This window comes from Streptomyces sp. NBC_00083 (genome assembly GCF_026343295.1).
Classification (GTDB): Bacteria; Actinomycetota; Actinomycetes; order Streptomycetales; family Streptomycetaceae; genus Streptomyces.
This window is the reverse complement of record NZ_JAPELY010000001.1, coordinates 113,208-139,354: the sequence shown is the minus strand read 5'-3', so window position 1 is coordinate 139,354 and position 26,147 is coordinate 113,208. Positions and strand designations below refer to the sequence as shown.

The 26,147-nt window shown below is 73.4% G+C and carries 28 protein-coding genes and 1 pseudogene; 14 read left to right on the top strand and 15 right to left on the bottom strand.

What is annotated here, in order from left to right; genetic code table 11:
* Nucleotides 1–133: 133 nt before the first annotated feature.
* The 3 genes from OOJ98_RS00640 to OOJ98_RS00630 all read left to right on the top strand — a co-directional run bounded on the left by OOJ98_RS00640 (nt 134) and on the right by OOJ98_RS00630 (nt 3,351).
* The gene (locus tag OOJ98_RS00640) at nt 134–823 is read left to right on the top strand and encodes a bifunctional DNA primase/polymerase (RefSeq protein ID WP_267052635.1); all 690 of its coding nucleotides are present in this window, start codon (nt 134–136) and stop codon (nt 821–823) included.
* A gap of 66 nt (nt 824–889) precedes the next feature.
* Nucleotides 890–1,714, top strand: a complete 825-nt coding sequence (locus OOJ98_RS00635; RefSeq protein ID WP_267052634.1) for an ABC transporter ATP-binding protein — start codon at nt 890–892, stop codon at nt 1,712–1,714.
* The gene (locus OOJ98_RS00630; RefSeq protein ID WP_267052633.1) at nt 1,711–3,351 is read left to right on the top strand and encodes a transporter; all 1,641 of its coding nucleotides are present in this window, start codon (nt 1,711–1,713) and stop codon (nt 3,349–3,351) included. The genes OOJ98_RS00635 and OOJ98_RS00630 overlap by 4 nt, the downstream gene beginning before the upstream one ends.
* 401 nt (nt 3,352–3,752) lie before the next feature.
* Here the strand turns inward: OOJ98_RS00630 and OOJ98_RS00625 are convergent, their stop codons facing one another.
* Nucleotides 3,753–4,613, bottom strand: coding sequence for an alpha/beta fold hydrolase (locus OOJ98_RS00625; protein WP_267052632.1), 861 nt, complete (start codon nt 4,611–4,613; stop codon nt 3,753–3,755).
* A gap of 546 nt (nt 4,614–5,159) precedes the next feature.
* Nucleotides 5,160–5,852, bottom strand: a complete 693-nt coding sequence (locus tag OOJ98_RS00620; RefSeq protein WP_267052631.1) for a metal-dependent transcriptional regulator — start codon at nt 5,850–5,852, stop codon at nt 5,160–5,162.
* Nucleotides 5,853–6,055: 203 nt separating this feature from the next.
* On the opposite strand from OOJ98_RS00620, the gene OOJ98_RS00615 reads away from it, so the two are divergent.
* On the top strand, nt 6,056–6,811 hold the full coding sequence (locus OOJ98_RS00615; RefSeq protein WP_267052630.1) for an SIS domain-containing protein: 756 nt from the start codon (nt 6,056–6,058) through the stop codon (nt 6,809–6,811).
* A gap of 611 nt (nt 6,812–7,422) precedes the next feature.
* Here OOJ98_RS00615 and OOJ98_RS00610 read toward each other — a convergent pair.
* Nucleotides 7,423–8,691, bottom strand: coding sequence for a PAS domain-containing protein (locus OOJ98_RS00610; RefSeq protein ID WP_267055448.1), 1,269 nt, complete (start codon nt 8,689–8,691; stop codon nt 7,423–7,425).
* Nucleotides 8,692–9,296: 605 nt separating this feature from the next.
* Nucleotides 9,297–9,953 (bottom strand): pyridoxamine 5'-phosphate oxidase, encoded by a 657-nt coding sequence (pdxH, locus tag OOJ98_RS00605; protein WP_267052629.1) that lies wholly within the window; start codon nt 9,951–9,953, stop codon nt 9,297–9,299.
* A gap of 272 nt (nt 9,954–10,225) precedes the next feature.
* On the opposite strand from pdxH, the gene OOJ98_RS00600 reads away from it, so the two are divergent.
* Both OOJ98_RS00600 and OOJ98_RS00595 read left to right on the top strand, forming a co-directional pair.
* Entirely contained in the window at nt 10,226–11,344 is a 1,119-nt protein-coding gene (locus OOJ98_RS00600) for a citrate synthase 2 (protein WP_267052628.1), read from the top strand.
* Between the two features lie 158 nt (nt 11,345–11,502).
* A complete protein-coding gene (locus tag OOJ98_RS00595) occupies nt 11,503–11,706 on the top strand; it encodes a hypothetical protein (protein WP_267052627.1) in 204 nt (67 codons plus the stop codon).
* An 88-nt stretch (nt 11,707–11,794) separates the two neighbouring features.
* On the opposite strand, the gene OOJ98_RS00590 is transcribed toward OOJ98_RS00595, so the two are convergent.
* From OOJ98_RS00590 to OOJ98_RS00580, 3 genes are all read right to left on the bottom strand, one after another.
* Nucleotides 11,795–12,088, bottom strand: a complete 294-nt coding sequence (locus OOJ98_RS00590; protein WP_267052626.1) for a hypothetical protein — start codon at nt 12,086–12,088, stop codon at nt 11,795–11,797.
* A gap of 148 nt (nt 12,089–12,236) precedes the next feature.
* On the bottom strand, nt 12,237–12,920 hold the full coding sequence (locus OOJ98_RS00585; protein ID WP_267052625.1) for a hypothetical protein: 684 nt from the start codon (nt 12,918–12,920) through the stop codon (nt 12,237–12,239).
* 68 nt (nt 12,921–12,988) lie between these two features.
* Nucleotides 12,989–13,489: a hypothetical protein gene (locus OOJ98_RS00580; RefSeq protein ID WP_267052624.1), complete on the bottom strand. Its 501-nt coding sequence runs from the start codon at nt 13,487–13,489 to the stop codon at nt 12,989–12,991.
* Between the two features lie 166 nt (nt 13,490–13,655).
* On the opposite strand from OOJ98_RS00580, the gene OOJ98_RS00575 reads away from it, so the two are divergent.
* The 6 genes and pseudogenes from OOJ98_RS00575 to OOJ98_RS00550 all read left to right on the top strand — a co-directional run bounded on the left by OOJ98_RS00575 (nt 13,656) and on the right by OOJ98_RS00550 (nt 17,474).
* Nucleotides 13,656–13,934, top strand: a complete 279-nt coding sequence (locus OOJ98_RS00575) for a hypothetical protein (RefSeq protein WP_267052623.1) — start codon at nt 13,656–13,658, stop codon at nt 13,932–13,934.
* 43 nt (nt 13,935–13,977) lie between these two features.
* A complete protein-coding gene (locus OOJ98_RS00570; protein ID WP_267052622.1) occupies nt 13,978–15,258 on the top strand; it encodes a cytochrome P450 in 1,281 nt (426 codons plus the stop codon).
* A 59-nt stretch (nt 15,259–15,317) separates the two neighbouring features.
* Nucleotides 15,318–15,554, top strand: a complete 237-nt coding sequence (locus tag OOJ98_RS00565; protein WP_267052621.1) for a hypothetical protein — start codon at nt 15,318–15,320, stop codon at nt 15,552–15,554.
* A 200-nt stretch (nt 15,555–15,754) separates the two neighbouring features.
* Nucleotides 15,755–16,579, top strand: a pseudogene (locus OOJ98_RS00560) (glycoside hydrolase family 26 protein); the annotation flags it as partial.
* 176 nt (nt 16,580–16,755) lie between these two features.
* Nucleotides 16,756–17,061 (top strand): hypothetical protein, encoded by a 306-nt coding sequence (locus OOJ98_RS00555; protein WP_267052620.1) that lies wholly within the window; start codon nt 16,756–16,758, stop codon nt 17,059–17,061.
* 137 nt (nt 17,062–17,198) lie between these two features.
* Nucleotides 17,199–17,474, top strand: coding sequence for a chaplin (locus tag OOJ98_RS00550; protein WP_267052619.1), 276 nt, complete (start codon nt 17,199–17,201; stop codon nt 17,472–17,474).
* Nucleotides 17,475–17,576: 102 nt separating this feature from the next.
* On the opposite strand, the gene OOJ98_RS00545 is transcribed toward OOJ98_RS00550, so the two are convergent.
* The 8 genes from OOJ98_RS00545 to OOJ98_RS00510 form a co-directional block, all read right to left on the bottom strand.
* The gene (locus OOJ98_RS00545) at nt 17,577–18,446 is read right to left on the bottom strand and encodes a tyrosinase family protein (RefSeq protein ID WP_267052618.1); all 870 of its coding nucleotides are present in this window, start codon (nt 18,444–18,446) and stop codon (nt 17,577–17,579) included.
* Complete coding sequence (locus tag OOJ98_RS00540; RefSeq protein ID WP_267052617.1) at nt 18,430–18,978, bottom strand: tyrosinase family oxidase copper chaperone; 549 nt, start codon at nt 18,976–18,978, stop codon at nt 18,430–18,432. The genes OOJ98_RS00545 and OOJ98_RS00540 overlap by 17 nt, the downstream gene beginning before the upstream one ends.
* Before the next feature lie 344 nt (nt 18,979–19,322).
* Nucleotides 19,323–19,973, bottom strand: coding sequence for a vitamin K epoxide reductase family protein (locus OOJ98_RS00535; RefSeq protein ID WP_267052616.1), 651 nt, complete (start codon nt 19,971–19,973; stop codon nt 19,323–19,325).
* 36 nt (nt 19,974–20,009) lie between these two features.
* Nucleotides 20,010–20,510: a DUF5949 family protein gene (locus OOJ98_RS00530; RefSeq protein WP_267052615.1), complete on the bottom strand. Its 501-nt coding sequence runs from the start codon at nt 20,508–20,510 to the stop codon at nt 20,010–20,012.
* A gap of 191 nt (nt 20,511–20,701) precedes the next feature.
* Nucleotides 20,702–20,944: a chaplin gene (locus OOJ98_RS00525; RefSeq protein WP_267052614.1), complete on the bottom strand. Its 243-nt coding sequence runs from the start codon at nt 20,942–20,944 to the stop codon at nt 20,702–20,704.
* 227 nt (nt 20,945–21,171) lie between these two features.
* Nucleotides 21,172–21,471 (bottom strand): hypothetical protein, encoded by a 300-nt coding sequence (locus OOJ98_RS00520; protein WP_267052613.1) that lies wholly within the window; start codon nt 21,469–21,471, stop codon nt 21,172–21,174.
* Between the two features lie 315 nt (nt 21,472–21,786).
* Entirely contained in the window at nt 21,787–22,449 is a 663-nt protein-coding gene (locus OOJ98_RS00515; protein WP_267052612.1) for a hypothetical protein, read from the bottom strand.
* A gap of 223 nt (nt 22,450–22,672) precedes the next feature.
* A complete protein-coding gene (locus OOJ98_RS00510; protein ID WP_267052611.1) occupies nt 22,673–22,912 on the bottom strand; it encodes a chaplin in 240 nt (79 codons plus the stop codon).
* Nucleotides 22,913–23,499: 587 nt separating this feature from the next.
* On the opposite strand from OOJ98_RS00510, the gene OOJ98_RS00505 reads away from it, so the two are divergent.
* A complete protein-coding gene (locus OOJ98_RS00505) occupies nt 23,500–24,666 on the top strand; it encodes a glycosyltransferase (protein ID WP_267052610.1) in 1,167 nt (388 codons plus the stop codon).
* Nucleotides 24,667–24,713: 47 nt separating this feature from the next.
* Nucleotides 24,714–26,147, top strand: a complete 1,434-nt coding sequence (locus tag OOJ98_RS00500; RefSeq protein WP_267052609.1) for an exopolysaccharide biosynthesis polyprenyl glycosylphosphotransferase — start codon at nt 24,714–24,716, stop codon at nt 26,145–26,147.

The window sequence follows — 26,147 nt, the reverse complement described above, 5'->3', positions numbered from 1 at the left end:
ACCCTGCCGCCGACGCACAGCCGCACGCGCGCCCCCGCCCATGCACCCATGCGCCCCATATGCAGGACCGATACCCCTGATCCCGCCGTCACCGAGCCCGTAACCCTGGGTGGTGGCCCCCGTTGAGTCCGTCGTGGAAGAAACCATCACAGGCACGGGCACGGATACGGAATCCGCACAGATCCCCAAGCAGCGCGGCGAACAGCTCCTGGACAGCGCCGTACGGTACGCGGAGGAGCGGCACTGGGACGTCTTCCCCGGTACGTTCCTCGAAGCCGACGAGGGGGTCGAGCGCTGCTCGTGCGGTGACACGGCGTGCCCGAAGCCGGGTGCGCACCCCGCGCGGCCCGACTGGGCGACCCAGGCGACGGGCAGCGCCGTCGCGGCCCGCCGGCTGTGGTCCAAGAGCCCCCGCGCCTCGATCCTGCTTCCCACCGGGCGCACCTTCGACGCCATCGACGTGCCGGAGTCGGCCGGGTTCCTCGCGCTGGCCCGCATGGAGCGGATGGAACTCACGCTCGGCCCGGTCACCTGCACCCCCGACCGCCGGATGCTGTTCTTCGTGCTGCCGGGCGCGGGCGCCAAGGTCCCCGACCTGGTACGGAAGTTGGGGTGGTCGCCGGCCGCGGTCGACCTGGTCACCCGCGGCGAGGGCGACTACGTGGCGGCGCCGCCGACCCGGGTCGGCGGTTCCGGCGCCGTGCAGTGGGCGCGCCGCCCCACCCCCGCCAACCGCTGGCTGCCGGACGCGGAGGAGCTGATCAGCCCGCTCGCCTACGCCTGCGGACGCGAGGCCGCCGACGCGAGGGCGCGACGCCCCTAGGGTCCCTGCGGCCTCGGCTCCTATGGTGTGCGGGTAGGCATCACCACGGGGATGAGAGGCACCACCATGCCGGACCAGGCATTCGAAGGATCGTCGGACACGGCGGGCGGAGCGCGGAGCGCACCGCCCGCCGTCCGCGTACAGGGGCTGTGGAAGCGCTTCGGCGAGCAGATCGCGGTGGCGGGGATCGATCTGGAGCTGCCCGCGGGCAAGTTCATCGGTCTGGTCGGACCGAACGGCGCGGGCAAGACCACCACCCTGTCGATGGTGACCGGGCTGCTCAGGCCGGACCAGGGGAAGGTCGAGGTCGCGGGGCACGACGTGTGGGGCGACCCGGTCGCGGTCAAGTCCCGCATCGGCGTACTGCCGGAGGGGCTGCGCCTGTTCGAGCGGCTCTCGGGACGCGAACTGCTCGGCTACTCGGGCCGGCTGCGCGGGCTGCCCGGCGCCGAGGTCGACAAGCGGGCCGCGCAACTCCTCGACGTGCTCGACCTCGCCGGCTCCCAGCACAAGCTGGTCGTCGACTACTCGACGGGCATGCGCAAGAAGATCGGGCTCGCCGCGGCCCTCCTCCACAACCCCGAAGTCCTCTTCCTCGACGAGCCGTTCGAGGGCGTCGACCCGGTCTCCGCACAGACCATCCGGGGCGTCCTGGAGCGCTACACCGGCTCCGGAGCCACCGTCGTCTTCTCCAGCCACGTCATGGAGCTCGTCGAGTCGCTGTGCGACTGGGTCGCCGTGATGGCCGCGGGCCGCATCCGGGCGCAGGGCACCCTGGCCGAGGTCCGCGGCGACGCCGGTTCGCTCCAGAACGCGTTCCTCGAACTCGTCGGCGCGGGCGGCCGCACCACGGGGGACTCGCTCGACTGGCTCGGCGGCGGTGCGCGATGAGCCGGCCCCCGACCTCCGTGGCCGCGCCTTCGGCCCCGCCCACGATGGGCACCGCCGCCCTGATGCCCGTCTTCGTACGCCTCAAGCTGTCGCTCCTGAAGAACGGGCTGCGGCGTTCCGGCGGGCGCCGGGCCGCGTACATCACCTCCGCCGTGCTCGCCCTGCTCTTCGCCGCGCTGCAACTCGTCGGCCTGATCGCGCTGCACGGCAACGCGCACGCCGCCACCGTGGCGGTGCTCGGCGTGACGGTGCTGGCGGTGGGCTGGACCGTCGTGCCGCTGTTCTTCCCGAGCGGCGACGAGACCCTGGACCCGACCCGGCTCGTCATGCTGCCGCTGCGGCCAGGCCCGCTCGTCGGCGCGCTGCTCGTGGCCTCCCTGGTGGGGATCGGGCCGCTGTTCACGCTCTGCCTGGTGCTCGGCTCGGCGATCGCCGTCACCCACGGCCTGGGCGCGGCCCTGCTCGCCGTCGTGGCGGTGCCGCTCGCGCTGCTCGTGTGCCTGGCGCTGGCCCGCGCGGTGGCCGCCGCCAACACCCGGCTGCTCACCTCCCGCAAGGGCCGCGACCTCGCGGTTCTGAGCGGCCTGATCATCGCGGTCGGCATCCAGTTCGTGAACTTCGGCATGCAGCGGCTCGGCAGGTCCGGCGGGATCACCGCGCTCGACCCGGTCGCGGATGTCGTCCGCTGGCTGCCGCCGGCCTCGGCGATCGGCGCGGTCGACTCGGTGAGCGAGGGCGCGTACGTGCGCGCTGCCGCTCAACTCCTGCTGTCTATGGGCGCGTTGGGGCTGCTCCTGTACGCGTGGAAGCGCTCCCTCGTGAAGCTGATGACGACGCCGGACGGTTCGACGCTCGCCGCGTCCGACGCCTCCCGCAAGGAGTCCACGGGCCGGGGCCTCACCTCGCTGCTCCCCGACGGCCGCACCGGCACCGCGATCCTGCGTACGCTGCGCTACGCCTGGCGGGACCCCAAGACGAAGGCGGCGTGGATCACCTCGCTGGCGATCGGCCTGATCGTGCCGGTCTTCAACGCGCTCCAGGGCGCCGGCACGGTCTACTTCGCGTGCTTCGCGACGGGCATGCTCGGCATGCAGATGTACAACCAGTTCGGGCAGGACACCTCGGCGTTCTGGATGGTGCTCCTGAGCATCTCCTCGACCCGGGACGCCTATCTGGAGCTGCGGGCGCGGGCGTTGGCGCTGCTCATGGTGACGCTTCCGTACACGGTGCTCGTGGCGGCGGTCACGGCGGGCATGCTCGACGACTGGGCGAAGCTGCCCGAGGTCATCGGGCTCGCGCTGTCGCTGCTCGGCGCGATGCTGGCGACGGGTTCGGTGGCGTCGGCGACGCTGGCGTACTCCATCCCGCAGGACAGCCGGAAGAACGTGGCGCCGGGGCAGGGCGGGATCGCGGCGCTGTCGATCTTCGGCGGGATGGTGGTGAGCGCGGTGCTGTGTGCGCCGATGATCGCCCTCGCGATCTGGCTGCACGTGTCGGGCAACCATGCAGGGCTGTGGCTGCTGTTGCCGCTGGGGGCGGTGTACGGGGGGCTCGTGTGCTGGGCGGGGCTGAAGGTGGCGGCGCCGCGCACGGCCGACCGCCTCCCGGAAATCCTCTCCGCGGTCAGCACCGGCTGACCCCACGGGGCCGGGGTGGGCTGAGGGTGTCCACGCCGCCCGGCTCCAACCCGCCGGGCGGGGGCCGGGGTTGCCCCGGCTCGGCATCCCGCCGAGGCCGGCCCACCTGGGGGCGCGGGGAACTGCGCGGGCGCCCCAGCACGGTGTGCAGACGAAGGCCGGGGCGGGGTTGCTGGGGCTCTGCCCCAGACCCCGGGGGATGCCCCACCCCGCCCCTTCCCGAAACCCTCCGGGGGCGGGAGAAGGGGCTGAGGTCCAAACCCCTGGGGCTCCACCCCAGACCCCGTTCGCGCCCGAAAGGCGCTCGTCCTCAAACGCCGGACCGGCTGAAAGGGCGCGCTCGTCCTCAAACGCCGGACGGGCTGGGGATGTGCGTGCTGCCCGGCATAGCGTAGGCGGCGCTACGGCGTGAGCGCGGTGGTCAGGAAGGGCTGGACCGCGTCGCGCCACCCCTCCGGCTGGTCGTAGTGGACGAGGTGCCCCGCGTCCGCCACCTCCGCGTACTGCCCGCGCGGCAGCACCCGCACCATCTCCTGGGCCTCCGCGCGGCCCAGCTCGCCGTCGAGGCCCCGTACGACCAGGGCGGGGCACTCGACCTGGGCCAGCTCCTCCCAGTGCGCGTCGTACACCCACGTCTCGCGGGACGTCAGCATCTGGCGGCGCGAGAAGACCGGGCGCCAGCCGTCCGCCCGCTCCGCCATCACCTCCGCGAAGAACTCGCCCCGCGAGGGAGTGGGCCGCTCCACCCACGGGTCGTCCTCGCCGAACCACTTCCGTACGTCGGCGAGCGTCGCGAACGGCACCGGCCACGCCTTGAACCAGTCCTCCCATTCGCGCTGCGACGCCGCCCCGAGCGCCGAGGCCCGCATGTCGCAGATGATCAGGGCGCGCACCAGGTCGGGCCGCTTCGCCGCGAGCTGCCACGCCGTGAGGGCGCCCATCGAGTGGCCGATCAGCGTCACCGGCGCGAGGCCCAGCTGCTCGATGGCGGCCTCCGCGTCGGCCACGTAGACCTCGCGCGTGAAGGGCCCCTCGGCCGGCTTGTCGCTGCGGCCGTGGCCCCGCTGGTCGAGGGCGACCGCCCGGTGCTTCTCGGCGAGCCAGCGCGCCGTGGACGCCCAGTGCGAGGCCCGGCCCATCAGGCCGTGCAGCAGGAGGACCCCGGGGGCGCCGTCGGCCTCCGGGCGGTCCTTGGGCTCCGCGAACTCCCAGGCGGCGAGGCGAACCCCGCCGGTCCCCGTCACATCGATGCGCCGCACCATGTGCCCTGGCACCCCCTTCAGTCCCCGCACAGCTCCCGCGTGGTCAGTTCACGGCAGAGTATCGAACCCCTATTCGAAAACTCGCACATCTCGCGCAACACCCCTCGTTCGAGTGACCACGCTCAAGGATTGACGTCACGTGCCGAGGGGAGATCTTCTCCGGGAGGCGGGCCGCTCGGGGAAGACGGTCCGCGGGGGTCGACCCTGGGAGCTCGGGGCTCCGGGTCGACACCGGGGAGGACAGGCCCCGGCGCCGCGAGGCGCCGGGGCCCTGGTCTTCCCGAAGCGGAGTCTCCCGCGACACGGGCGGATGCGGCGTCATCATGGCCGCCCCCTCCCCTGCCGCCCGCCTTCGCGGTCGAATGGCTCACGCCACAGCCTCGCACGCGATCCGCCCGGCCGCTGCCGTTCCGCCCGGAAACCGGCCTTCCCCGCAGGCTTCCCGCACCCTTCGACAGGTGCGGTCAACTCCCTTGCGGGGAACGGCCGGTGACGTTCCGTCACGTGAGGGCCAACGGGCGGGGGAGCGGCAGTACCGCGCCCGCCTCAGCGCTTGGCGACGAACACGTGCGACGCGACGTCGGCCGCCAGCTCCGCGGCCTCGCCGCTGCTGCCGACCAGGACCCCGCCCGGCGACTGCGTCACGCTCACCACGGAGCCGGGCTGCACGCCCGCCCGTCGCAGCGTGTACATCAGCTGGGCGTCGGTCTGGATCGGCTCGCCGATCCGGCGCACGACCACCGTCTTGCCCTCCGGGCCCGGGTCGAGCTCGCCCAGGCTGATGATGCCGTCCTCCAGGAAGGCGTCCGCCTCGGTCTTCTCGCCCAGCTCCTCGAGGCCCGGGATCGGGTTGCCGTACGGAGACTCGGTCGGGTGGCGCAGGAGCTCCAGGACGCGGCGCTCCACCGCCTCGCTCATGACGTGCTCCCAGCGGCAGGCCTCCGCGTGGACCTGCTCCCACTCCAGGCCGATCACGTCGACGAGCAGGCACTCGGCGAGCCGGTGCTTGCGCATGACGCGCGTGGCCAGGCGGCGGCCCTCGTCGGTCAGCTCCAGATGACGGTCGCCCGCCACCTGGACCAGGCCGTCGCGCTCCATGCGCGCCACCGTCTGGCTCACGGTCGGGCCGCTCTGGTCCAGGCGCTCGGCGATGCGGGCGCGCATGGGGACCACACCCTCCTCCTCAAGTTCGAGGATGGTGCGGAGATACATCTCCGTGGTGTCGATCAGTCCGGACATACGTGCCCCTCGATGCTGTGACATAAAAACGTCGTGCCGCTGGCCCTGGACCAATTCTGACGCATCGCACTGACAACCGTGCCATCGCGACCGTTCCCCATCTTGACCCACTGGCCGTGGACACCGTATTGACAGGGGAAAGGTCCAGACCGCACCGTGATCGGCGCACGGTCGTTTACCCACCCCTGAAAGGGTCCTCGGCGATGAACGAGAGCAAGCTGGCCGGTCAGTTCTTCGACGCCGCGATCGGGCTCCTGGGGCGGGTGCGGGACGAGGAGTCGCTGAACATCGCCGCCGCCGGCGCCGTGATCGCCGACACCGTGGAGGCGGGCGGGCGGCTCTTCGCCTTCGGCGCCGGACACTCCTCGCTCGCCGCGCAGGACGTGGTCTACCGGGCCGGCGGGTTCGCCCTGATGAACCTGCTCGCCGTGCCGGGCGTGGTGGGCGTCGACGTCATGCCGGCGACCCTCGGCTCGGCCCTCGAACGCGTCGACGGCCTGGCCGGCGCGGTGCTCGACTCCAGCCCCGCCAAGCCGGGCGACGTCCTCGTGATCATCTCGCTGTCCGGGCGCAACGCGCTGCCCGTGGAGATGGCGATGAACGCGCGGGCGCTCGGGCTCAAGGTCATCGGGGTCACGTCGGTGGCGTACGCGGAGAACACGCGGTCCCGGCACGTCTCGGGGACGTTCCTGCGCGATCACTGCGACGTCGTGCTCGACAGCAAGATCGCGGTGGGGGACGCGGAGCTGACGTACGAGGGCGTGTCGGCGCCCTTCGCTCCCGCGTCGACCGTGGTCACCAGTGCGCTGATGCAGGCGACGATGGCTGCGGCGGCGGAGGCGCTGGTTGCCCGGGGGGTGGAGCCTCCGCTTCTTCGTTCGGGGAACGTCGATGGGGGCCACGAGTGGAACGGGCGGGTCATGGCGGAGTACGGGGACCGGATCTTCTTCCGCCACTGAGGCTCCGCCGGAGGTGAGCGGGGGCGCGGGCTCGGCGCCGGGTGCCCTGTCGGGCGCGGGGCTGCGTGTTCTGCGCGGCTCCGCGGCGGTGGGCGCGGCCGCGTGGCTCGGTACCGGGTGCCCTACAGGGGCGCGGGGCTGTGCACTTTGCGCGGCTCCGCCGCGGTGGGCGCGGGTCGTGGCTGCGACTCCGGGTGCCCTACAGGGGCGCGGGGAACTGCGCGAGACGCGGGCACGGTCTGCAGACGAAGGCTGGGTTGCTGGGGCTCCGCCCCAGACCCCGGGAGTCACCCCACCCCGCCCCTTCCCGAAACCCTCCGGGGGTTATGAACGGGCTGAGGTACAGACCCCTGGGGCTCCGCCCCAGACCCCGTTCGCGCCCGAAAGGCGCTCGTCCTCAAACGCCGGACCGGCTGAAAGGGCGCGCTCGTCCTCAAACGCCGGACCGGCTGAAGCGCGCTCGTCCTCGCACGCCGGACCGGCTGAGGTGGCCGCATGGGCCGGGGTTGAGCAGCCGGACGGGCTGGAGAGGCCGCGGTCGGGCGGCCTGCCGAGGGAAGGGGATGCCTATGCCAGGCACTCTGGCAAGGGCCGCCCGCCCCCGGGGCGGCTCAGCGGGGGTGGGCGGGGGCGGTCAGGGCGGCCGCGAGGGCTACGTGGGAGGCCACGCTCTCCGCGTACGCCGCGTCGGGGCGCTCGAAGGCCGGGCGGGACGGACCGCGCAGGAAGGTCAGGACGCCCAGCGTACGGCCCCGGCTGCGCAGCACCACGCACAGCGCGTGCGCGGCGTCCCGCGGCCACTGGCGTTCCGCCGCCCACGCCTCGGCCGCCGCACACGCCTCGGCCCCCGAACCGCCCGCGCAGGCCCGTACCGAGCCCGTGCGGTCCACCGCCTGGAGGGCCGGGTGGCCCGGTGGGTAGCGGACCGGGATGCCGCCGCCCGCCACCGGCGCCGCGGGGCCCGGCGTGCCGGCCGGGGTGGCGACGGTCCGTACCAGCCGCTCCCCCACCACCAGGTCGACCAGGGCGTGGTCGGCGAAACCGGCCACCGCGAAGTCCAGGTGCGTGGTGATCGCCTCCATCGGGTCCTCGCACTCCGCGGCGTTGCGCGCGGCCCGGTGCAGCTGGTTGGAGCGGAAGCGGAGCCGGTCCGCCTCCTGCTCCGCCAGCTTCTGGTCGGTCACGTCCTGGAAGAGCCAGCCGACCCCCAGCGGAACCGGCTCCTCCGCGAGCGGTGAGGACAGCCGCAGGAACCCGCTGCGCAGGCAGCGCCGCCGCTCGCCCTCGGCGGTACGCAGCACCACCCACACCTCGGCGGGGCTGGCCGGCGGGCCCTCGGCCAGGACGTGCTGGAGCGCGCCCTCCAGCTCCTCGACGCCCTGGACGATCAGCTCGCCCAGCGGGCGCCCGAGCAGGGTCGCGCGGGCGGTGCCGAGCGCCCGCGCGGCGTAGGCGCTGACGACGGTGGGGCGCAGGTCCACGTCGACGAGGACGACACCCCAGGACCCGTCCTCGAAGAGCGCCTCGCTCAGCGCGATCGACCGCTCCAGGTCGATCTGCGCGTGCACCTCGCTGAACGCGCAGTACACCCCGGCCGCGGCGCCGTCCGCACCCCGCACGCCCGCCGACTGCGTACGGACCAGGACGCGGCTGCCGTCCTTGCGCAGCAGGGCGAACTCGTGGACCTGGCGGCCCGGCGCGCCCATCACCGCCATGAGGCGCCGGTGGATCTCCTCTGCGTCGGCGGCCCGCACCGCCCAGCCCGCGAATCCCCTGCGGCCGACGGCCTCGGCGGCCGGCCAGCCGAGGATCCGCTCGGCCTCGCGGTTCCAGTGGGTGACCACGCCGTCCGCGTCGAAGGCGCAGAGCGCGGCGTCCATCCCGTCGAGGAGCGCGGCGAGGAGGTCCCCGCCGGGTTCCTGCGCGGGCGGGCCCGCGGGCTCCGTACCGGATCCCTCCGGGTCCGTGACCCGGGTGGTCTCGCTCCGGGAAACACTCATCCTGGCACCCCCTGCAGGACGTGGCCGCCGCGTCGCACGGCTGACGCGCGGAGTCACCCGCGCGGGATCATTCAACTGGAACGTGACGCAGCCCACACCGGCTTCGCGGAAATCTTTTCGGCCAACGGCCGGTACCGGCCACGTCGGGGTGGCGGAGGGGGCCCGCGAGCGGCTCGGGAGTAGCTCGGGACCGACTCGGGACCGGCTCGGGAGCGCTGCGAATAAATGGGTTGAGGGGCGTCGGGGCGGTGCCTAATGTGTGGTGCACACGAGAAGGGAGGTGGTTTGACAGATGTATGCAAACCGGACGCGTGAGGTGACTGCGGGCTGACTGCCCGCCAGTCGCACTCTTAGTGCGGTGCCGGCGTCACGTCGGCCGAAATTCCCAGCAGTCACCGACCCGCGGGCTCGCCGGTACGTCCGGCCGGCTCCTCTCCGGAGGACCCGAGCCCGCGGGTCTCTGCGTGTCCGGGCCCGGGTGTGCCTCAGGGCGCCAGGCGCTCCACGTGCCAGGTGTCGCCCTCGGCGGCGTACCGCAGCCGGTCGTGCAGCCGGTTCTCGTGGCCCTGCCAGAACTCGACGCTCCCCGGCGCGACCCGGAACCCGCCCCAGTGCTCGGGCGCGGGGACCTCGCTCCCCTCCGGGTAACGGGCCGTCAACTCCTCGTACCGCTCGGTCAGTTCGGCCCGCGAGGCGATCACCGTGGACTGGTCGCTGGCCCAGGCGCCGAGCCGGGACCCGTGCGGCCTACTGCGGAAGTAGCGCTCGGTCTCGGCGCGCGGGACGCGGGCCGCGGTGCCGGTCACGATGACCTGGCGGGCCAGTTGGTGCCAGGGGAAGAGCAGCGAGACGTACGGGTTCGCGGTGAGCTCGGCCGCCTTGCGCGAGGTGTAGTTGGTGAAGAAGACGAAGCCGTGCTCGTCGTACGACTTCAGGAGCACCGTGCGGGTCGAGGGGCGGCCGTCGGGGGTGGCGGTGGCGACGACCATCGCGTTGGGCTCGTGCAGGCCGCCGGCGACGGCCTCCTTGAACCAGCGGGCGAACTGCCCCATGGGCGTGGGGGCGAGGTCCTCCTCGACGAGGAGGGTGGTGCGGTACTGCTCGCGCATCGCTGCGGGGTCCAGGTCGGTCACCCGGCCCATCCTGCCGCACCGCCGCGCCGCGCCCGGCGGTGGCCCATTCTGCCCGCGGCGGCGGGGCATTAACCCTGTACCGCCGAATTGCGGCAGTGTGCCGGATGTCACGCTTCCCCGCGTCGTCGGGACCCGCCAAACTCTCGGCTGGGCCACTGTGGCCTCCATACACACGTTCAGCCCGCGGCGGGATTCCTGACCGCCGTACGGGGCATGACCGAGGGACCCGGGGCGGCACGGCCCGCCCGCAGCCCGTCGCACACACCCTGAGGAGCCGCCTGATGTCCGACTTCGTACCCGGACTTGAGGGAGTCGTCGCGTTCGAGACGGAGATCGCCGAGCCGGACAAGGAGGGCGGCGCCCTTCGCTACCGGGGCGTCGACATCGAGGACCTGGTCGGACACGTCTCGTTCGGGAACGTGTGGGGCCTGCTGGTGGACGGGGCGTTCAACCCCGGCCTTCCGCCGGCCGAGCCGTTCCCCATCCCCGTCCACTCCGGCGACATCCGGGTGGACGTGCAGTCCGCGCTGGCCATGCTGGCGCCGGTGTGGGGGCTCAAGCCCCTGCTCGACATCGACGAGCGGACCGCCCGCGACAACCTGGCCCGCGCCGCCGTCATGGCGCTCTCCTACGTGGCCCAGTCGGCGCGCGGGCAGGGCCTGCCGATGGTGCCGCAGCGCGAGATCGACAAGGCCGAGTCCGTCGTCGAACGGTTCATGATCCGCTGGCGCGGCGAGCCGGACCCCAAGCACGTCAAGGCGGTCGACGCGTACTGGACGAGCGCGGCCGAGCACGGCATGAACGCCTCGACGTTCACCGCCCGCGTGATCGCCTCGACCGGCGCGGACGTCGCGGCCGCGCTGTCCGGCGCGGTCGGCGCGATGTCGGGCCCGCTGCACGGCGGAGCGCCCTCGCGCGTGCTCGGCATGATCGAGGAGATCGAGCGGACCGGGGACGCGACGGCGTACGTGAAGCGCGCCCTCGACAACGGCGAGCGCCTGATGGGCTTCGGCCACCGCGTCTACCGCGCCGAGGACCCGCGCGCCCGCGTGCTGCGGCGCACCGCGCAGGAGCTGGCCGCGCCGCGCTTCGAGGTGGCGCAGGCGCTGGAGAAGGCGGCGCTCGAAGAGCTGCACGCGCGCCGGCCCGACCGGGTGCTGGCGACCAACGTGGAGTTCTGGGCGGCGATCGTGCTGGACTTCGCCGAGGTCCCGGCGCACATGTTCACGTCGATGTTCACCTGCGCGCGCACCGCCGGCTGGTCGGCGCACATCCTGGAGCAGAAGCGCACGGGCCGTCTGGTGCGTCCCTCGGCCCGCTACGTGGGTCCCGGCTCGCGCGAGCCGCAGTCGATCGAGGGGTACTCGGACACGCTGGGCGTCGCCGACTTCGCGGGCTGAGGGCGGGCGGCGGGCGCGCGGGCGGGAGCCGCGGGCGGGCGCGGACAACTCGGCGGTCTCACATGGCGTAGCCGACCGATGACAGAACGCGACACTGCGTCAGGTGCGGGCTAGCGTCGGATTCGTACCATTCGTCCACCCCGAATGTGGAGTTCCCTGTGAGCCTCATCCGACGCGCCGCCGTTGCGGCCGTTCTCTCCGTCGCCGTGACCGTTCCCGCCGCCGCGGTCGCCCAGGCCGCCCCGCTGACCGCGCCGAGCGTCGCCGCCCACGACAACCACGGCTACAACGACAACCACAACTACGGCAACCAGCACCGCCACTACGGCCTGCTGAGCGGCCTGCTCTACATCCTCCTCTGACCGGGGAGCACCGCCACGGGCGCGCGCCCGGAACCTCTTGGGTTCCGGGCGCGCGCCCGTGTCGCGTGGGATCTCCGGCGGCGTCGGATCACTCCACCGAGGGCACGAGACCCATCAACGGCGTCACCGGGTCGGTGAGCTGGTGGAGCTGGCTCAGGTCGTTGAGGTGACTGAGCCCGGCCAGCTGGTTCTTGACGCTGGGGAGCTGGGCCGCGTACGGGGCGGGGATGCCGCTGGTGGCGATGTTGTCCAGCTCGCTGAGCGGGTTCACCGGCTTGACCAGGTGGTCGAGGGGGCCCGCGGCGTTCGCGCCGGTGACGGCGAGACCGGAGACGCCGGCGGCGACAGCGAGGACAGTGGCGATGCGTCGAGTTGAGATCACGCCTGCACAACAGGGGAGCGGCGGCCCCGGACACGGCCGCCCCCCGCTCTCACCCGACAGGCGTACCTGCCGGCCGGCCCGGCCCGGCTCCGGAACGGGCCGCTGGGGAACGGGCCGCTCCGTGGCTGTTCGCGGAACCCGTTCGCTCCTAGAGCCCGCGCGACCAGGTGTAGCTCGCCGGCACCGGGCGGGTGTCGGTGTCCTTGGTGAGGACGAGGGCGATCTCGTCGTGCTCGCGCAGCACGATCGCGGCGGGGTTCCCGGCGACCGCGCGCCCGTTGACGTACGCCCTCAACCGGCGCCCGGGGCCCGCGTGGAGGCCGCCGATGCGGTCCTCGGCGAGCGGCACGCGCCATTCGGCCATGAACTGGCCGAGGGTGAAGTCGGCCCGCTTCGGCGACTCGACGTGGATCACACCGCTGGTGTCGTGGGTGTGCAGGGGACTGATGAGACGGCGCGGCAGGTCGATGCCGATCGCGGCGGGGACGGTGACCGGCCGGCCGTCGACGAGGACGTCCAGGTGCGTGTGGGTGTGCTGCACCATGCCCTCGGCGGACATCATCTCCAGACCCGCCGCCCTGGCCGCCGCGGAGGGGTCGGCGGGCGCGGGCCACGGCGGGGCGCCCTGCCCCGCCCCCACGCCGTGCGGGTCGGGACGGCCCGGCGCCGCCGAGGCGCCCCCGGCCGCCAGCGCGGTGACGGCGGCGACGGCGAGCAGCGCGGCGACGGCCCGGCCGAGCGGGGCCTCGGCGAGGACGGTCCGGGGCGGCGCGCCGGCCGGGACATGCCGCGGCGGCGCCTCGGTCCGGGCGCTCGTGGACGGACGGGACATGCGTCAACTCCTGGGCAGGGGCAGGCGGGACGGACGGCAGCGGCCCCGGCGTCCGGGGTGCCGCAGGCTCAGAAGGTCGCGGTGGCGGCGGGGTCGCTCTGGACCGCGGGCGCGGTGAGTCCGGCCTGCGGCAGGGTGACGGCGGGCAGCCCGAACAGCGCGGCGCGCGGCTCGCTCAGCGGGGCACCGAGGTCCACGCCCGGCGTGACGGTGTGCAGCGCGGTGCCGGGGCTCACCAGGTCGGGGGTGCCGAGGTTGCGGGAGCTCATCGGGTCGGGCAGCGGCGTGCCGATGTGGGTGTCGGGCAGCGCCGACTCGATGGGCAGCGCCGGGACCATGTTGTGGGGCAGCAGGTTGCCCTTCACGTAGCGCGGGCCGTCCGGAGCCCCGGGGACGGGCAGCGGCATGCCGGTGTGCACGGTGGGGGCATCGAACGGCAGGACCGTGTTCAGGCCGCCGAGGGGCAGATCGACGGGGACGGCCGGGGCGGCCGCGGCCGGCGCCACTGCCGCCGCCGTCGCGATGCAGGTCAGGATGCTCGCAAGGCCCGCGCGTGAAGTGATTCCCATGGGTGTTCTCTTCCTTCCCTGGCCTATTCGGCCGTGTCGTTCTGAAAGAACGATCCCGACGGCGGTATCACTGCAAAGTTCGCCTGCTTGCAGCAATGCGCAGGCCATCAGCGGGGCGCACGGCGACGGGGCGTGCCCTCCGCGCGGCTCGTGCGTTGTAGCCGACATGAACGTACGCCGATACCTCGCCGCCGCCGCAGCCGGAACCGCGCTCGCCGCCGCCCTGTCCCCGTCCGCGCACGCCCTCGACCTCGGCTCCACCCTGAGCGGCGCCGCCACCACGACGAGCGCCGCAGGCGCCCAGATCAAGCCCGCCGCCGAGAGCGTCGTCGGGGACAAGCTGGGCCAGAAGGTCGGCGCCGTGAAGGGCGGGGTCAAGGCCGGCGCCGAAGCGGTCAAGGCCGCCAACGACGCGGTCAAGGCCGGACACGACCTGGTGGGCTGAGCCCCCTCCCCCACTCCGGCCCCCTCTGCAGGACGGTGCGAGCGTGACCCACCCCCGGACGGTGTCCACCAGCCGCGGCCCCGCCGCCGATCTGGCCGACCCGGCGTTCTGGAAGCTGCCGCCCGCCCAACGCCTGGCGCGTTTCGCGGAGTTGAGGCAGGAGCCGCGCCCGGTGTTCTTCACCGAACGCCGGGCCGGCCGGCGCCGCCCCGAGCAGGGCTTCTACGCCCTGGTCCGGCACGCCGACGTCCTCAAGGCGAGCCGGCTGCCGCGGGTCTTCGCCAGCGCGCCCGGCGCCACCTCACCCGAACCGGCCGGCTGGGTACGGGTGTTGTTCGGCGACTCGATGGTCAACCTCGACGGCGCCGACCACACCCGGCTGCGCCGCATCGTGCAGCAGGCCTTCACCCCGCGGCTGCTCGCCGCGACCGAGGCGAGCATCCAGGAGCTGGCGGTCCGCATCGTCGACGACATGGTCGCCGAGCGGCCCGACGAGTTCGTCTCCGCGGTGGCCGGGCGGATGTCGTTCGAGGTCATCTGCGCGATGCTGGGCGTGCCCGACGCCTACCGCCACCGCATCGCCCGCCAGATCGACCGGGCCTCCGAGCACGCCGGTGTACGGCGCGGACTCGTGGCGCGCCTCAAGAGCCCCGGCAAGGGGCTGCGCGCCCTGGCCCGGATGGAGCTCACGGTGGCCCGGCTCGGCCGCGAACGGCGCAGGCGCCCGACCGGCGACCTCATCTCGGCGCTGGTCAGTGCCGACGTCGAGGGCCAGCGCCTGACGTACCGTCAACTGGGTTCGTTCTTCTCGCTGTTGCTGGTCGCCGGCGTCGAGACGACCCGCAACGCGATCGCCCACGCCCTGGCGCTCCTGACCGACAACCCCGATCAACTGGCGCTGCTGCTCTCGGACTTCGAGAGGTACGCCGACGGCGCGGTCGACGAGATCGTGCGGCACTCCACGCCCATCATCCAGTTCCGCAGGACGGTCGTCGCGCGCTACACGATGGCGGGACACACCTTCCTGCCCGGCGACAAGGTGATGCTCCTGTACGCGTCCGCCAACCGCGACGCGACGGTCTTCGAGGACCCGGACGCCTTCTCCATCACCCGCGACCCCAACCCGCACCTCGGGTACGGGGGCGGCGGCCCGCACTTCTGCCTCGGCGCCCATCTGGCCCGTCTGGAGATCAAGGCCGTGCTCCGGGAGCTCCTGACCCGGCCGCTCGCCGTGCGCGCGCTCGGCGAGCCCGAGCTCGGCACCTCCAACTTCGACCACCGGGTACGCAAGCAGCACTTCGCATTTGATGTGACCAAGCCCTGAGCCCCGGCCCGCACCCCGTTCGCGCGTACCCTCCCCGCACGCACGGCGTTGTACCGGGCATGAACAGCACGCACGCACCGCGCCGCCTGAGGGCCGTCACCGCCGCCGCCTCGCTCCTGCTCCTCGCCGCGCCCGGTGTCGCGGCCGCCGACTCGGGCGCCGGACACGGCAGCGTCACCGAGTACGGGCAGCCCAAGGTGCTCGGCGGGCAGGGCAAGATCGCCGAGACGCTCACCACGGGCGTCGCCACGCTCGGCGGCACCCTCCAGCGCGGCGGCGCGTCCGGGGGCAACTGACGGCCCGGCCCCGCCGGGAGGGCGCGGCAGGCCGCAGGCCGGGCGGGCCGCGCCCGGCGTCCCGCCACGCCCCGCCCTCCTGGCAGACCGCGCTGTGCGCGCTCGTCCTGCTGGTCTCGGCCCTGGTCCAGCTGCCCGGCGACCGGCCGCAGGGCCCGCTGCCGACGGCGTCGAGGACCGCGGCGGGCGTCTTCACCGGGTCCGGCGCGGCCGGCATCGACAAGCTCGCCGCGGTCGAGAAGTGGCGCGGGCGCGGGGTGCTGCGCGCCGGCCACACCTATCTGCCGGGCGACACCTGGAGCGGCATCGAGGGGCCGCCCGCCCTGCTGGCGCCCTGGGCCCGCTGGCGCCACGGGCGCGCCGACCGGCTCTTCGTCCTCAACGTGCCGATGCTGGCCCGCAACGAGGACGGTCTGCCCGACGGCGCGGTGCGCGACCTGCTCGGACAGGGCGCGCGGGGCGCCTTCGACGGCCACTTCAGGACGCTCGCCGAACGGCTCGTCTCCCTCCGGCTCACCGACACCGTCGTGGTGCTGGGGTGGGAGATGAACGGCACCACCTATACCCACCGGTGCGGACCCGACCCCGCCGCGTGGCGGGCGTACTGGCGTCGCGCGGTCACCGCGATGCGGTCCGTCGCGGGGCAGCGCTTCCGCTTCGACTTCGCGCCGAACCGGGGGCGCGACGCCGTGCCGTGGACCACGTGCTACCCCGGCGACGCCTTCGTCGACATCCTCGGCATGGACTCCTACGACCAGCCGGCCGGGATGTCCTTCCCCGACCAGGTCGAGGAGGCGTACGGACTGCGGGCCCAGGTCGACTTCGCCGCCCGGCACGGCAAACCGGTGTCGTACCCGGAGTGGGGGCTCTTCCGCAACGGGGACGACGCCGCGTACGTGCGCGGGATGACCGCCTGGTTCCGCAGGTACCGGCCCGTCTACCAGACGCTCACCGACTACTGCCCGCACGGCGTGTGGGAGTGCGCGGGCCACCCCGACGCGGCGCGGGCGTACCGCGCGCACTGACCGGGGTGCCCGCGCGCGGGGCGGGCCCGCTGCGCCGTGCGGGGACGCGGGGTGCGCCGGACGGGTGGTTGGGCGGGGGCGGCCCGCGTCGGCGGGGGGCCGCCACGACACGGGTCCCAATTATGCGTATCAGCATCTGATCCCCCCTCCGGATTTCTTGTTGAAGGGTCGCAGGCATGGACAAGTTCTCGGGTCCCGCGGCGCGGGCCGCCCTCGTCGCGGGGCTGGTCTCCGCGCTGAGCACGGGGTACGCGGCACACGCCGCGGACCACCCCGTCCTCGGCCACCCCGTCGCGGGCCACACCGCCACCGGCCACGCCATCGCCGCCCGCCCGCCCGCGGCACCGCCGCCGCGGCTCGCCGACACCGGCGCCGACGCCCCTGCCTCCCTGCTCGGCGCGGTGAGCGCCACCGCGGTCGTCACGGGGGCCGCGGCGGTCGCCCTGTCCCGGCGCTCCTCGCGCGGGACGGACGGCGAGTAGGCGGCCGGCTCCGCATCACCGGATGGATTGCAGAACCGATTTGGGCGCGAGTGTCCGTTACTTATGGCCGATCGACACGTTGAAGTGAAATGACGACTGCGAGTCTGCGGTCGCGTGTCCATTCAAGGAGAACTTTGATGTCTCGTATCGCGAAGACGGCCGCCGTCGTCGCCGGAGCGGGCGCCATGGCGCTCGCCGGTGCGGGTATTGCCGCTGCCGACGCTGGCGCCGAGGCCGTCGCGACCAACTCCCCCGGAGTCCTCTCCGGCAACCTGCTGCAGGTGCCGGTGCACGTCCCGGTGAACCTCTGCGGCAACTCGGTCAACGTCATCGGTCTGCTGAACCCGGTGTTCGGCACCACCTGCGTCAACGCCGACTCCCACCACCACGACGGTGGCGGCTACGGGGGCTGACACCCCCGGTCCCGGCCGGCCGGTCCTTGTGACGGCCCGGCCGGGTGTGTGATCCGTGCCTGCGGCCTCCCGGATTTCTCCCCCCGGGAGGCCGTCGCCGTGTCAGGCGTACCGGTAGATGCGGCTGTGGTCCAGGAGCGCCGATGGCGTCACGTCCGACGGCGGCATCGGCGTATCGAGCGCGGCCACCCGGCCGTGCTGGAGGTCGCCCAACGGCGGCGGCACGTCGGGCAGGTACTGCTTCGACGTGCGGTGCGCGGCCTGCCAGCGCGACCAGAGGCTGTCGACGTAGGCGTGGTGCAGCCAGAACACGGGGTCGTTGACGGCGGCGCCGCCCAGCATGAGCCCGCTGATCCACCGGTGCACCTGGTTGTGCGTACGGAAGCGGGCGTTGCCCCGGGCGGTGGTCCAGCCCTCGATCTTGTTGCGGAAGCCGGATGCGCTGGTCGAGTTCCAGGGCGACACGTCGTACACCGGGTCGGCGAGGGCATGGGCGACGTCGGCCGCGGTGGGCAGCTTGATGGGGTCCTTGGGGCGGCCCATGTCGCGGGTCAGGAAGCGCTCCTCGGTGACGTTGACCGTCACCTCCCAGTTGCCGTGCGCGTAGGCGAAGGGCCCGGTCATGACCTGGAGGTCGCCGCGGCGACCGTTGCCGCCCATGAAGTCGTCCGCCCACACCGACGAGGCCGGCGAATTGTCCCGCGTCCAGTCCCAATAGGGCACCGTCACATGGGGGTTGACCCTCTGGAGGGCGCGCTCGAACTCCAGCAGGAACTGGCGGTGCCAGGGCAGGAACGAGGGCGCCATGTGCGCGACCCGCAGCCCACGGTCGCCGTCCGAGACGTAGAAGTCGATGTGGGTGCGCACGAACGCGTCGTACTCTCCGCGCCGTTTGAGTTCGAGCACGGCGTTCACGAACGCCTTGCGCTCCGCGCTCGTCAGGTCGCGCTGGTTCTTACGCGTGTACACCACGGGCCGCTCCCCCTTCGCGACCCGCGTGCACCGGCACCGCGGCGAGCCGGGCGCGGCCCAGTTCGGCCGCGGCGGCGCGGGCGGCCTCGCGCGCGGTGGCGTACGAGTCGTAGTGGTCGACGGCGCTGAGATAGCTGCCGTCGGCGCGGCGCATCAGCATCAGCTGCCTGCCGTCCACGAACACGGCGACGTCGGCGGCGTCCGCTCCGAGGACGCGGCCCTGGACGCGGTGGCCCGCGTGCATCTCGTCGAAGACGGCCCCCTCGGCGAGCCCGAGGCCGCTCACGGCCGGCGCTGCGGAGCCCGGCCCGGCCGCGCCGCCCTGGCGCGGGGCGGCGATGATGCGGGAGAGCGCCGCGCCGGTGAAGGCGACGCTCGCCGAGGCGAACAGGGTCCGCAGCAGACCGCGGCGGGTCGGACGCCACGCGGTGCGGGGCGGCGGAGTGCCGGGTCTCGTCGGCTCGGGGACGCGGCCCTCGGGGCGGGTGCGGCCCGCCCGTCGTGCGTGCCAGAAGTGTGTCGCGTGGTTCATCGGCGTCTCCCTCGTGCTCGCTCGCGCGGACCGGTCCGGCACATGCGTGGGCCCCGGAAACCGTCCTGGTTCCGGGGCCCCTCCAAGCGTCCGCTCTTCTCGTCCGATGCCGGGTTCAACGACCGCCCCGGGCCCAGGAAACGGCTGCGGTCTCCGCACCGCGTCCGCCCGCCGGGCGCTCCCCGGGCCGGTACTGGTTGCACGGCCCGGGGAGGCTTCAACCATGCGACTGGTCGGTGGGCTCAACGCCCGCGCGGGGCAGCCGTGTCGGGGTGCGGGGGCGATTCACGCGGTTGGCCCAACGTTCCTGCTGGGCGTCACCGCCCCGGCCGGGCGGGTGTCCGTCACCCGGTCCAGAAGTCCCACCAGCGCGTGAGGATCAGCATCGCGACGACCCCGATGTGCAGCACCGGCACCGCCCAGCCGAACTCGGCGAAGAGCCCGCGGGCCCAACCGGGCGCGGGCAGAGCCCCCTTGACCAGGTTGAGCGCGGTGACGCGCCAGAACAGCACGATGGTGGCGACCCACGCCAGACAGCACCACAGGCACAGCGCGTCGATGCGGTACAGCGACTCGAACTGGAGCCAGCTGACGAACCCGACGCCGAACAGCGCCCCGGTGTTCAGGGTCAGCCAGTACCAGCGCCCGAACCGGCCGCCGCCGAGCAGGCTCATCCCGGCGCAGCAGACGATCCCGTACGCGACCAGACCGAGCATCGGGTTGGGGAAGCCGAAGACGGAGGCCTGCGCGCTCTTCATGATGTTGCCGCAGGAGATCACCGGGTTGAGGCTGCACCCGGGGACGAAGTCGGGGTTCCGCAGGAGTTCGAACTCGTCGAGGGTGATGACCCAGGAGGCCAGCAGGCCGGCCGCGCCGGTCAGCACGACCAGCCAGGCGAAGCCGCGGCCGGCGCCGAAGGCGGCGCCGGCCCGGGGTGGGGGTCCGGACGAGTCGGTGACCGGCGCCGGCTCCTGGAGCGTCCCGTTGAGGGGCATCGCTGTCGTCTCCGTTCCGTTCTCGTCCGGCGGGGGTCAGCCGCGCAGGCGGCGGACGGGGAGCACGCAGTGGCCGGCCGTGGAGATCGTGTCCTCGTCACCCGCGAACGCCTTCAACTGCTCGTCCCCGACGGCGACGCCGGGCACCGCCTCGGGCCAGGAGCGGGTGGCGAACATGAACTGGACGGCGCCGCGCTCCTCGGCGGCCGCGAGCCACTCGGGCGGCACCGGGCACTGCGCGGTCAGCGTCGGCATGGTCAGGACGGCCTGGCCGCCCTGCACGATGAGGGTCACCGGGAACGAGCCGCCCTGCGTCTGGTCGATCACGCTGCCGGCCGGCATGCCGATCTCGTCGAGGAGCGCCCGCGCGGCGGCCTCCGCACCCTCGGGACCCTCGACGCCGTCGCCGAGGGAGTACGCCATGAGGAACGGCACGTCGCCGGATGCGTCGGGGTGTTCGCCGCTCCACGCGATGACGATGAGCGAGCCCAACAGGGCTGCCCTGGACGGCTGTACGGCGCTGGTGGCTGAAGTCATGCCGGGACTCTAGGACATTCCGGGCCGAGCCCCGCGCAGCCATCACCCATCCGGATGAACCGTCCTTCGCGGGGCGCACCGGACGCGGCGAGGGGCCGTGCGCGGACATGGCGGAGCGGCCCCGGGATCCCCAACTCCACGGAGCCGCTCATCGTGTACCGCTCGGGCACCGGTGGCGAACCGGCGCCGCGTCAGTCGTCGTTGACGCAGGTGTTGCCGAAGGCCGGGTTCAGCAGGCCGATGACGTTGACCGAGTTGCCGCAGACGTTGACCGGCACGTGCACGGGGACCTGCGCCATGTTGCCGGACAGGACGCCGGGCGAGTTGGCGGCGACACCCTCGGCGCCCGCGTCGGCGAAAGCGGAACCGGCGGCGGCACCGGCGGCGAGCCCGGCGGCGGCGATGACGAGCGCGGTCTTCTTGGCAGTGTTCATGGTGAAAAACCTTCCATTCGGGGGTTGCCTCAGCGTAGGCAGGGGTCCGGGAGCCGCCGGAAGCGAACACGCCGGGTTTATTGTCTTTCCCTCGTACAGCGCACGGAGGGGTCCGGAGGCCCGTCAATTCGCTGCCGTGAAAGATGTGTTCGGGATCGGGCCGGAACGATCAGCGCATTGTCCAGCGGGTGCGCCGGCCGCATTCCCGGCCGTCGATCAGCCGATGATCAGCCGATCGGAAGACCGCCGAGCATGGTGCCCTGGCCGGGCCGGCCGTTCGTCTTGTTCAGGTCCTTGGCGGTGGCCGCCGCCGTGTGGAGCAGCGAGTCGTCCGACTTCGGGTCGAGCAGGGTGGTGTGGACGGGCGCCGCGTCGACCATGGGGGCCGAGGCCATCTGGCTGGTGAGCGCGTCGAGCCCGCCGTTGAGGCTCATGGGCGGCATCGCGCCGGTGGCGAAGGCCGGAGCCGCCGCACCCATGACCGCGAGAGAACCGGCGACCGCCGCGGCCACCTTCATCGACTTCATCATCAATCCTTCCGCGGCGAGTTCGATCGCCGAATCATCTGCACGTACCGCACAACGGCAGTGCGGTACGCGTTTCTGACAATGCTGTGCGCTGCTTCGTCCTGGGTAACGACTCCCGGACGGTTGGGAAACCCTTCGGACTCGGATTCATGGGCTCCCGCCCCATTTATGGATGCCCGCAGATATTCGTATGCGATTTCATGAATTCCGGCCCGACAACGCGCAGTTGGCGGCAGGCTTCGGACCGCACCCGGGTCCGGACAGCCGAAAGCGCCGGCTCCCTCCGCGGGTGCCGGCGCTTTCGGGGGGGACGGCTCAGGCGGGCAGCTTCGGCGGCGCCACGGGCAGCGCGTCCGTGGGCAGCTTGGGCAGCGCGGGCAGGCCCGGCAGGTTGGGCACGGGCAGGCCGCCGCCGAGGACCGTGGCGACGACGAGCCCGACGAGCCCGGTGACCACCTCGGTCGCCGCCGGCACGATGCCCGCGACGTTGGCGCTGGTGACCGCCTTGACGAGGCTGTCGAGCGACTTCTTGAGCGCCGCGACGGCGTCGGCCTTGATGTCCGCCGGCCCGGCGGCGAACTGCGGGCCGCCCAGCGGAAGCGCCGGCAGCGCGGCGGGCGGGGTGGCGGGCAGGGCGGGGGCGGCGACGGCGGGCGCGGGGACGGCCGGGGCCGCCGGAGCCGCCGCCTTCACCGCGTCCAGGGCGGACGTCGCCTTGCCGGCGAGGGCGGTGACATCGGCGGGCGACCCGCCGTTCAGCGCGCCGGTCAGCACATCGGTGACGGGCTTGAGCACTCCGCCCAGGTCGGCCAGGGTCTTGACCTGCTTCAGCACGGCGTCGGCGCCCGGGACGGGGGCCTCCGCGCGGACCGTGCGCGCGGGTGGGGCATCGGCGGCCAGCGCGGTTCCGGCGGATCCGGCGACGATCGCGGTCGTGAGGGCCACGGCGACAAGTCGCCGCGGTGTTCGTGCACGCATGAAACGGTTCTCCTTCGCTGGGACATGCGAATTTCCCTCACCGTGCGCGGGCCCCGTACCCCCCGCAACCGCGTGCTCGCCCCGCGTGCCGCCGCCGTGCGCGACGCGCCGGGCCGAGCTGGCACAACCCCGCACGCGGACGCCTCACCGGCCTTGCGCCATCCGGGCAGCACGAAGCCCCGGCAGCCCCCTGGGTGGGGGCGGCCGGGGCTTCGCGGGGGGACTACTTGTTGACGCAGGTGTTGCCGAAGGCCGGGTTCAGCAGGGCGATCACGTTGACCGTGTTGCCACAGACGTTGACCGGCACGTGCACGGGAACCTGCGCCATGTTGCCGGACAGGACGCCGGGGGAGTGGGTGGCCGCGCCGTGCGCGTCGGCGTCGGCGGCGGCGACGCCGGCCCCACCTGCGATGGCGGCAACGGCAGCGGTGGACAGGACCAGGGCCTTCGCGGTACGCGACATGGAGAAGCACTCCTAGATTGAGAAAGTCATTGACCTTGAGAAAGGCATTGACCGGGTGTTGTCACTCGACCTACACCTCAACGCGGACCCGGCCGCCCGGTTTTGCCCCTAACGGGTGAACCCGGGTTTCCGGAGCCGGAATCGTGGCCAGGGGACCGGTCCGGACCATGACCACGAGCGGCGTTCACGGCCGGAGAACATCACCCCGGCGAGTTAACTTTCGACACCCATGTTGACGCGTCCCGGATCGACCCGCGCACGCCGTCACGACCGGGCTGACCTCGCGGTGCATCGTTTTTCCATTCGGCTGACCACAGAGCCGTCGGTATAACGAGCCAACCGTCAACGGGATACGCCGAATCGCCCGAAGGGACACTCCGGCCCCCGCATTCATGACGGGACCGGGTCGTAAATACGGTTACAGTGCTCCTCGCCCCGGGGCCGTTCGACGCGTGGGGACCCCGGTATCTGCACAGCAACCGCACGACCGGTAAAGCGGAATTCACGAGCGGGCCGCACATCGGGGCCGGCCCCGCACCATCTTTGTCCAGCTTTCATTTCGAGCGCCAGGACCGGAGTGACCGCGCATGCCCACGAGAGCCAACGCCCCCGGCGGACCCGATGGGACCGGTCCCGAGGACGACTTGAGTGTCCTGCACCTGGTTCAGCCCGTTGAGGGGGGCGTAGCCCGAGTCGTCACGGACTTGGTACGGGACCAGCTGCGCAGCGGATTCCGCGTCACCGTGGCATGCCCCGAGGGAGGCCCGTTGAGCACCGAACTGTCGCGCCTGGGCGCCCGGATGTGCCCCTGGCCCGCCACCCGCTCCCCCGGCCCCGCCCTCCTCGGCGAGACCTTGCGCGCGGCCCGGCTGATCCGGCAGGTGCGCCCCGACGTGATCCACGCGCACAGCGCCAAGGCCGGGGTCGCCGCACGCCTCGCCGCACGCGGCACCGTACCCACCGTCTTCCAGCCGCACGCCTGGTCGTTCGAGGCGGTCGGCGGGATCACCGCCCGGCTGTCGCGGAGTTGGGAACGGGCCGCGGTGCGCTGGACCTCGCGCGTCGTGTGCGTCAGCGAGGGCGAGCGGGCCACCGGGGAACGCGCCGGGGTCCTCGCGTCGTTCGCGGTGATCCCCAACGGCGTCGACCTCGACCAGTACCGCGCACCCGACGAGAAGCCGGCCGCCACGGACGCGCCGCTCGTGGTGTGCGTCGGACGGCTCTGCCGGCAGAAGGGCCAGGACGTCCTGCTCCGCGCCTGGCAGGACGTGCGCCGCGCGGTGCCCGGCGCCCATCTCGTCCTGGTCGGCGACGGCCCCGACCTGGCGGCGCTGCGCGCGGCGGCCCCGGCGTCGGTCTCCCTCGTCGGCGCGGTCTCCGACACCGCCGCCTGGTACCGCGCGGCCGACCTGGTCGTACTGCCCTCGCGGTGGGAGGGGATGGCGCTCGCCCCGCTGGAGGCGATGGCCTGCGGCACCCCCGTCGTGGTCACCGACGTCGGGGGCTCCGCCGAGAGCCTCGCGCCGGGGCACGCCCCGCTCTGTCTCGTACCGCCGGAGGATCCCGGCGCGCTCGCCGACGCCATGACGCGGCTGCTCACCGACGCACCGCTGCGCGCCTCCCTCGCCCGCCAGGGCCACGACCACGTGACCACCACCCATGACGTGCGGCAGACGGCCCGGAGCATCGCGCGGGTCTACCGCGACGTGGCCGCCCTGCAGCGCTCCGAGCACAGGGAACCCATCAGCCAGTGACCGCGGAAAGCATCGTCCCGTCCGCCGGGGGACCCCACGGCGCCGGGATGTCAACGGGAACCGTCTCGGTGGTCACGCCCCGCGAGGCGCCGGACCACTTCGTCCACCCGGCCGGACGGCCGCGCACCGGCGGCACCTTCGTGTCGGTGCTGCTCGCCGTCGACTGCGCGGCGGGCCTGCTCGGCATGCTCGCCCTGCCGTACTCCGGGCTGCCGCCGGGCCCCGCCGGGCTGCTCGTCGCCACCGTCCTCCTGCTCAACGCCCAGGCCGGGCTCTACCGGCCGGTGATGGCGGGCGGGGTGCTCGGCGACGTGCCCGCCCTCTTCGTGCGCGCCCTGACCGGCTGGTGCGTGCTGGCCGCCGTCCTGACCCACCAGAACGCCCTCGCCCGTGAGGCGGGCGACGTGCCGCTCGCGGTCTCCGCGGTCGCCGCGGGATGCGCGGTCCAGACGGTGGCGAGCTGCGCCGGGCGCGGCGCCGCGCTGTGGCTGCGCCGCCGCAAGGCCGCCCGCAGGCCCCGCCCGGCCCTGGTGGTGGGCCCCGCCGCGACCGCCGTCCGCGTCACGGCGGCGCTGGTGCGCCAGTCCGGCGGCGGGGTCCGCCCGGTCGGGGTCGTCGTGCCGCCGTCCGAGACCCCCGTCGAGGCCGGCCCGGTGCCGGTCCTGCGCAGCCTGGAGGAGGTCCAGCGCGCCGTCATCCAGAACGGCGTACGGGACTGCCTGTTCACGTACGCCGTCGAGGCGGCCGGCCCCACCCCCGCCTCCCCGGCGCTCCTCGAAGCCATGGGCTGCGCGCTGTGGCAGCTCGACACCCGCGCCCCCGGCCACACCGTGCCCGGCGGGCAGGCCGACGAGGTCGCCGCCTTCCCCTGCTCCCCGCTGACCAGCACCCCCGCCGGCGCCGTCGGCCTCTTCCTCAAGCGCCTCCTCGACCTGGCACTCACCGTGCCCGCGCTGATCGCCGCGTCGCCCGTGCTGCTGGTGTGCGCCGTCCTGCTGCGCCGCAGCGACGGGCCCGGGGTGCTGTTCCGGCAGGAACGCGTCGGAGTGCGCGGCACCCCGTTCACGCTCCTGAAGTTCCGTACGCTGCGCCCCGACACCGTCCACGAGGCCGCCACCCGCTGGAACATCGCCGACGACCACCGCATGAGCCGCGCCGGGCACTTCATGCGGCGCACCTCCCTCGACGAGCTGCCCCAGCTGTGGAACGTGATCCGCGGCGACATGAGCCTCGTCGGCCCGCGCCCCGAACGCCCCTACTTCGTCGCCCAGTTCAGCAGCGCGCACCCCGGCTACGCGGCCCGCCACCGGATGCCGGTCGGGCTCACCGGGCTCGCCCAGGTCGAGGGGCTGCGCGGCGACACCTCGATCGAGGACCGGGCGCGCTACGACAACTACTACATCGACCACTGGTCGCTCTGGCGGGACCTGTGCATCCTGCTGCGCACCGCCGCCTGCCTCGTCCGGCCCACGGGGAGCTGA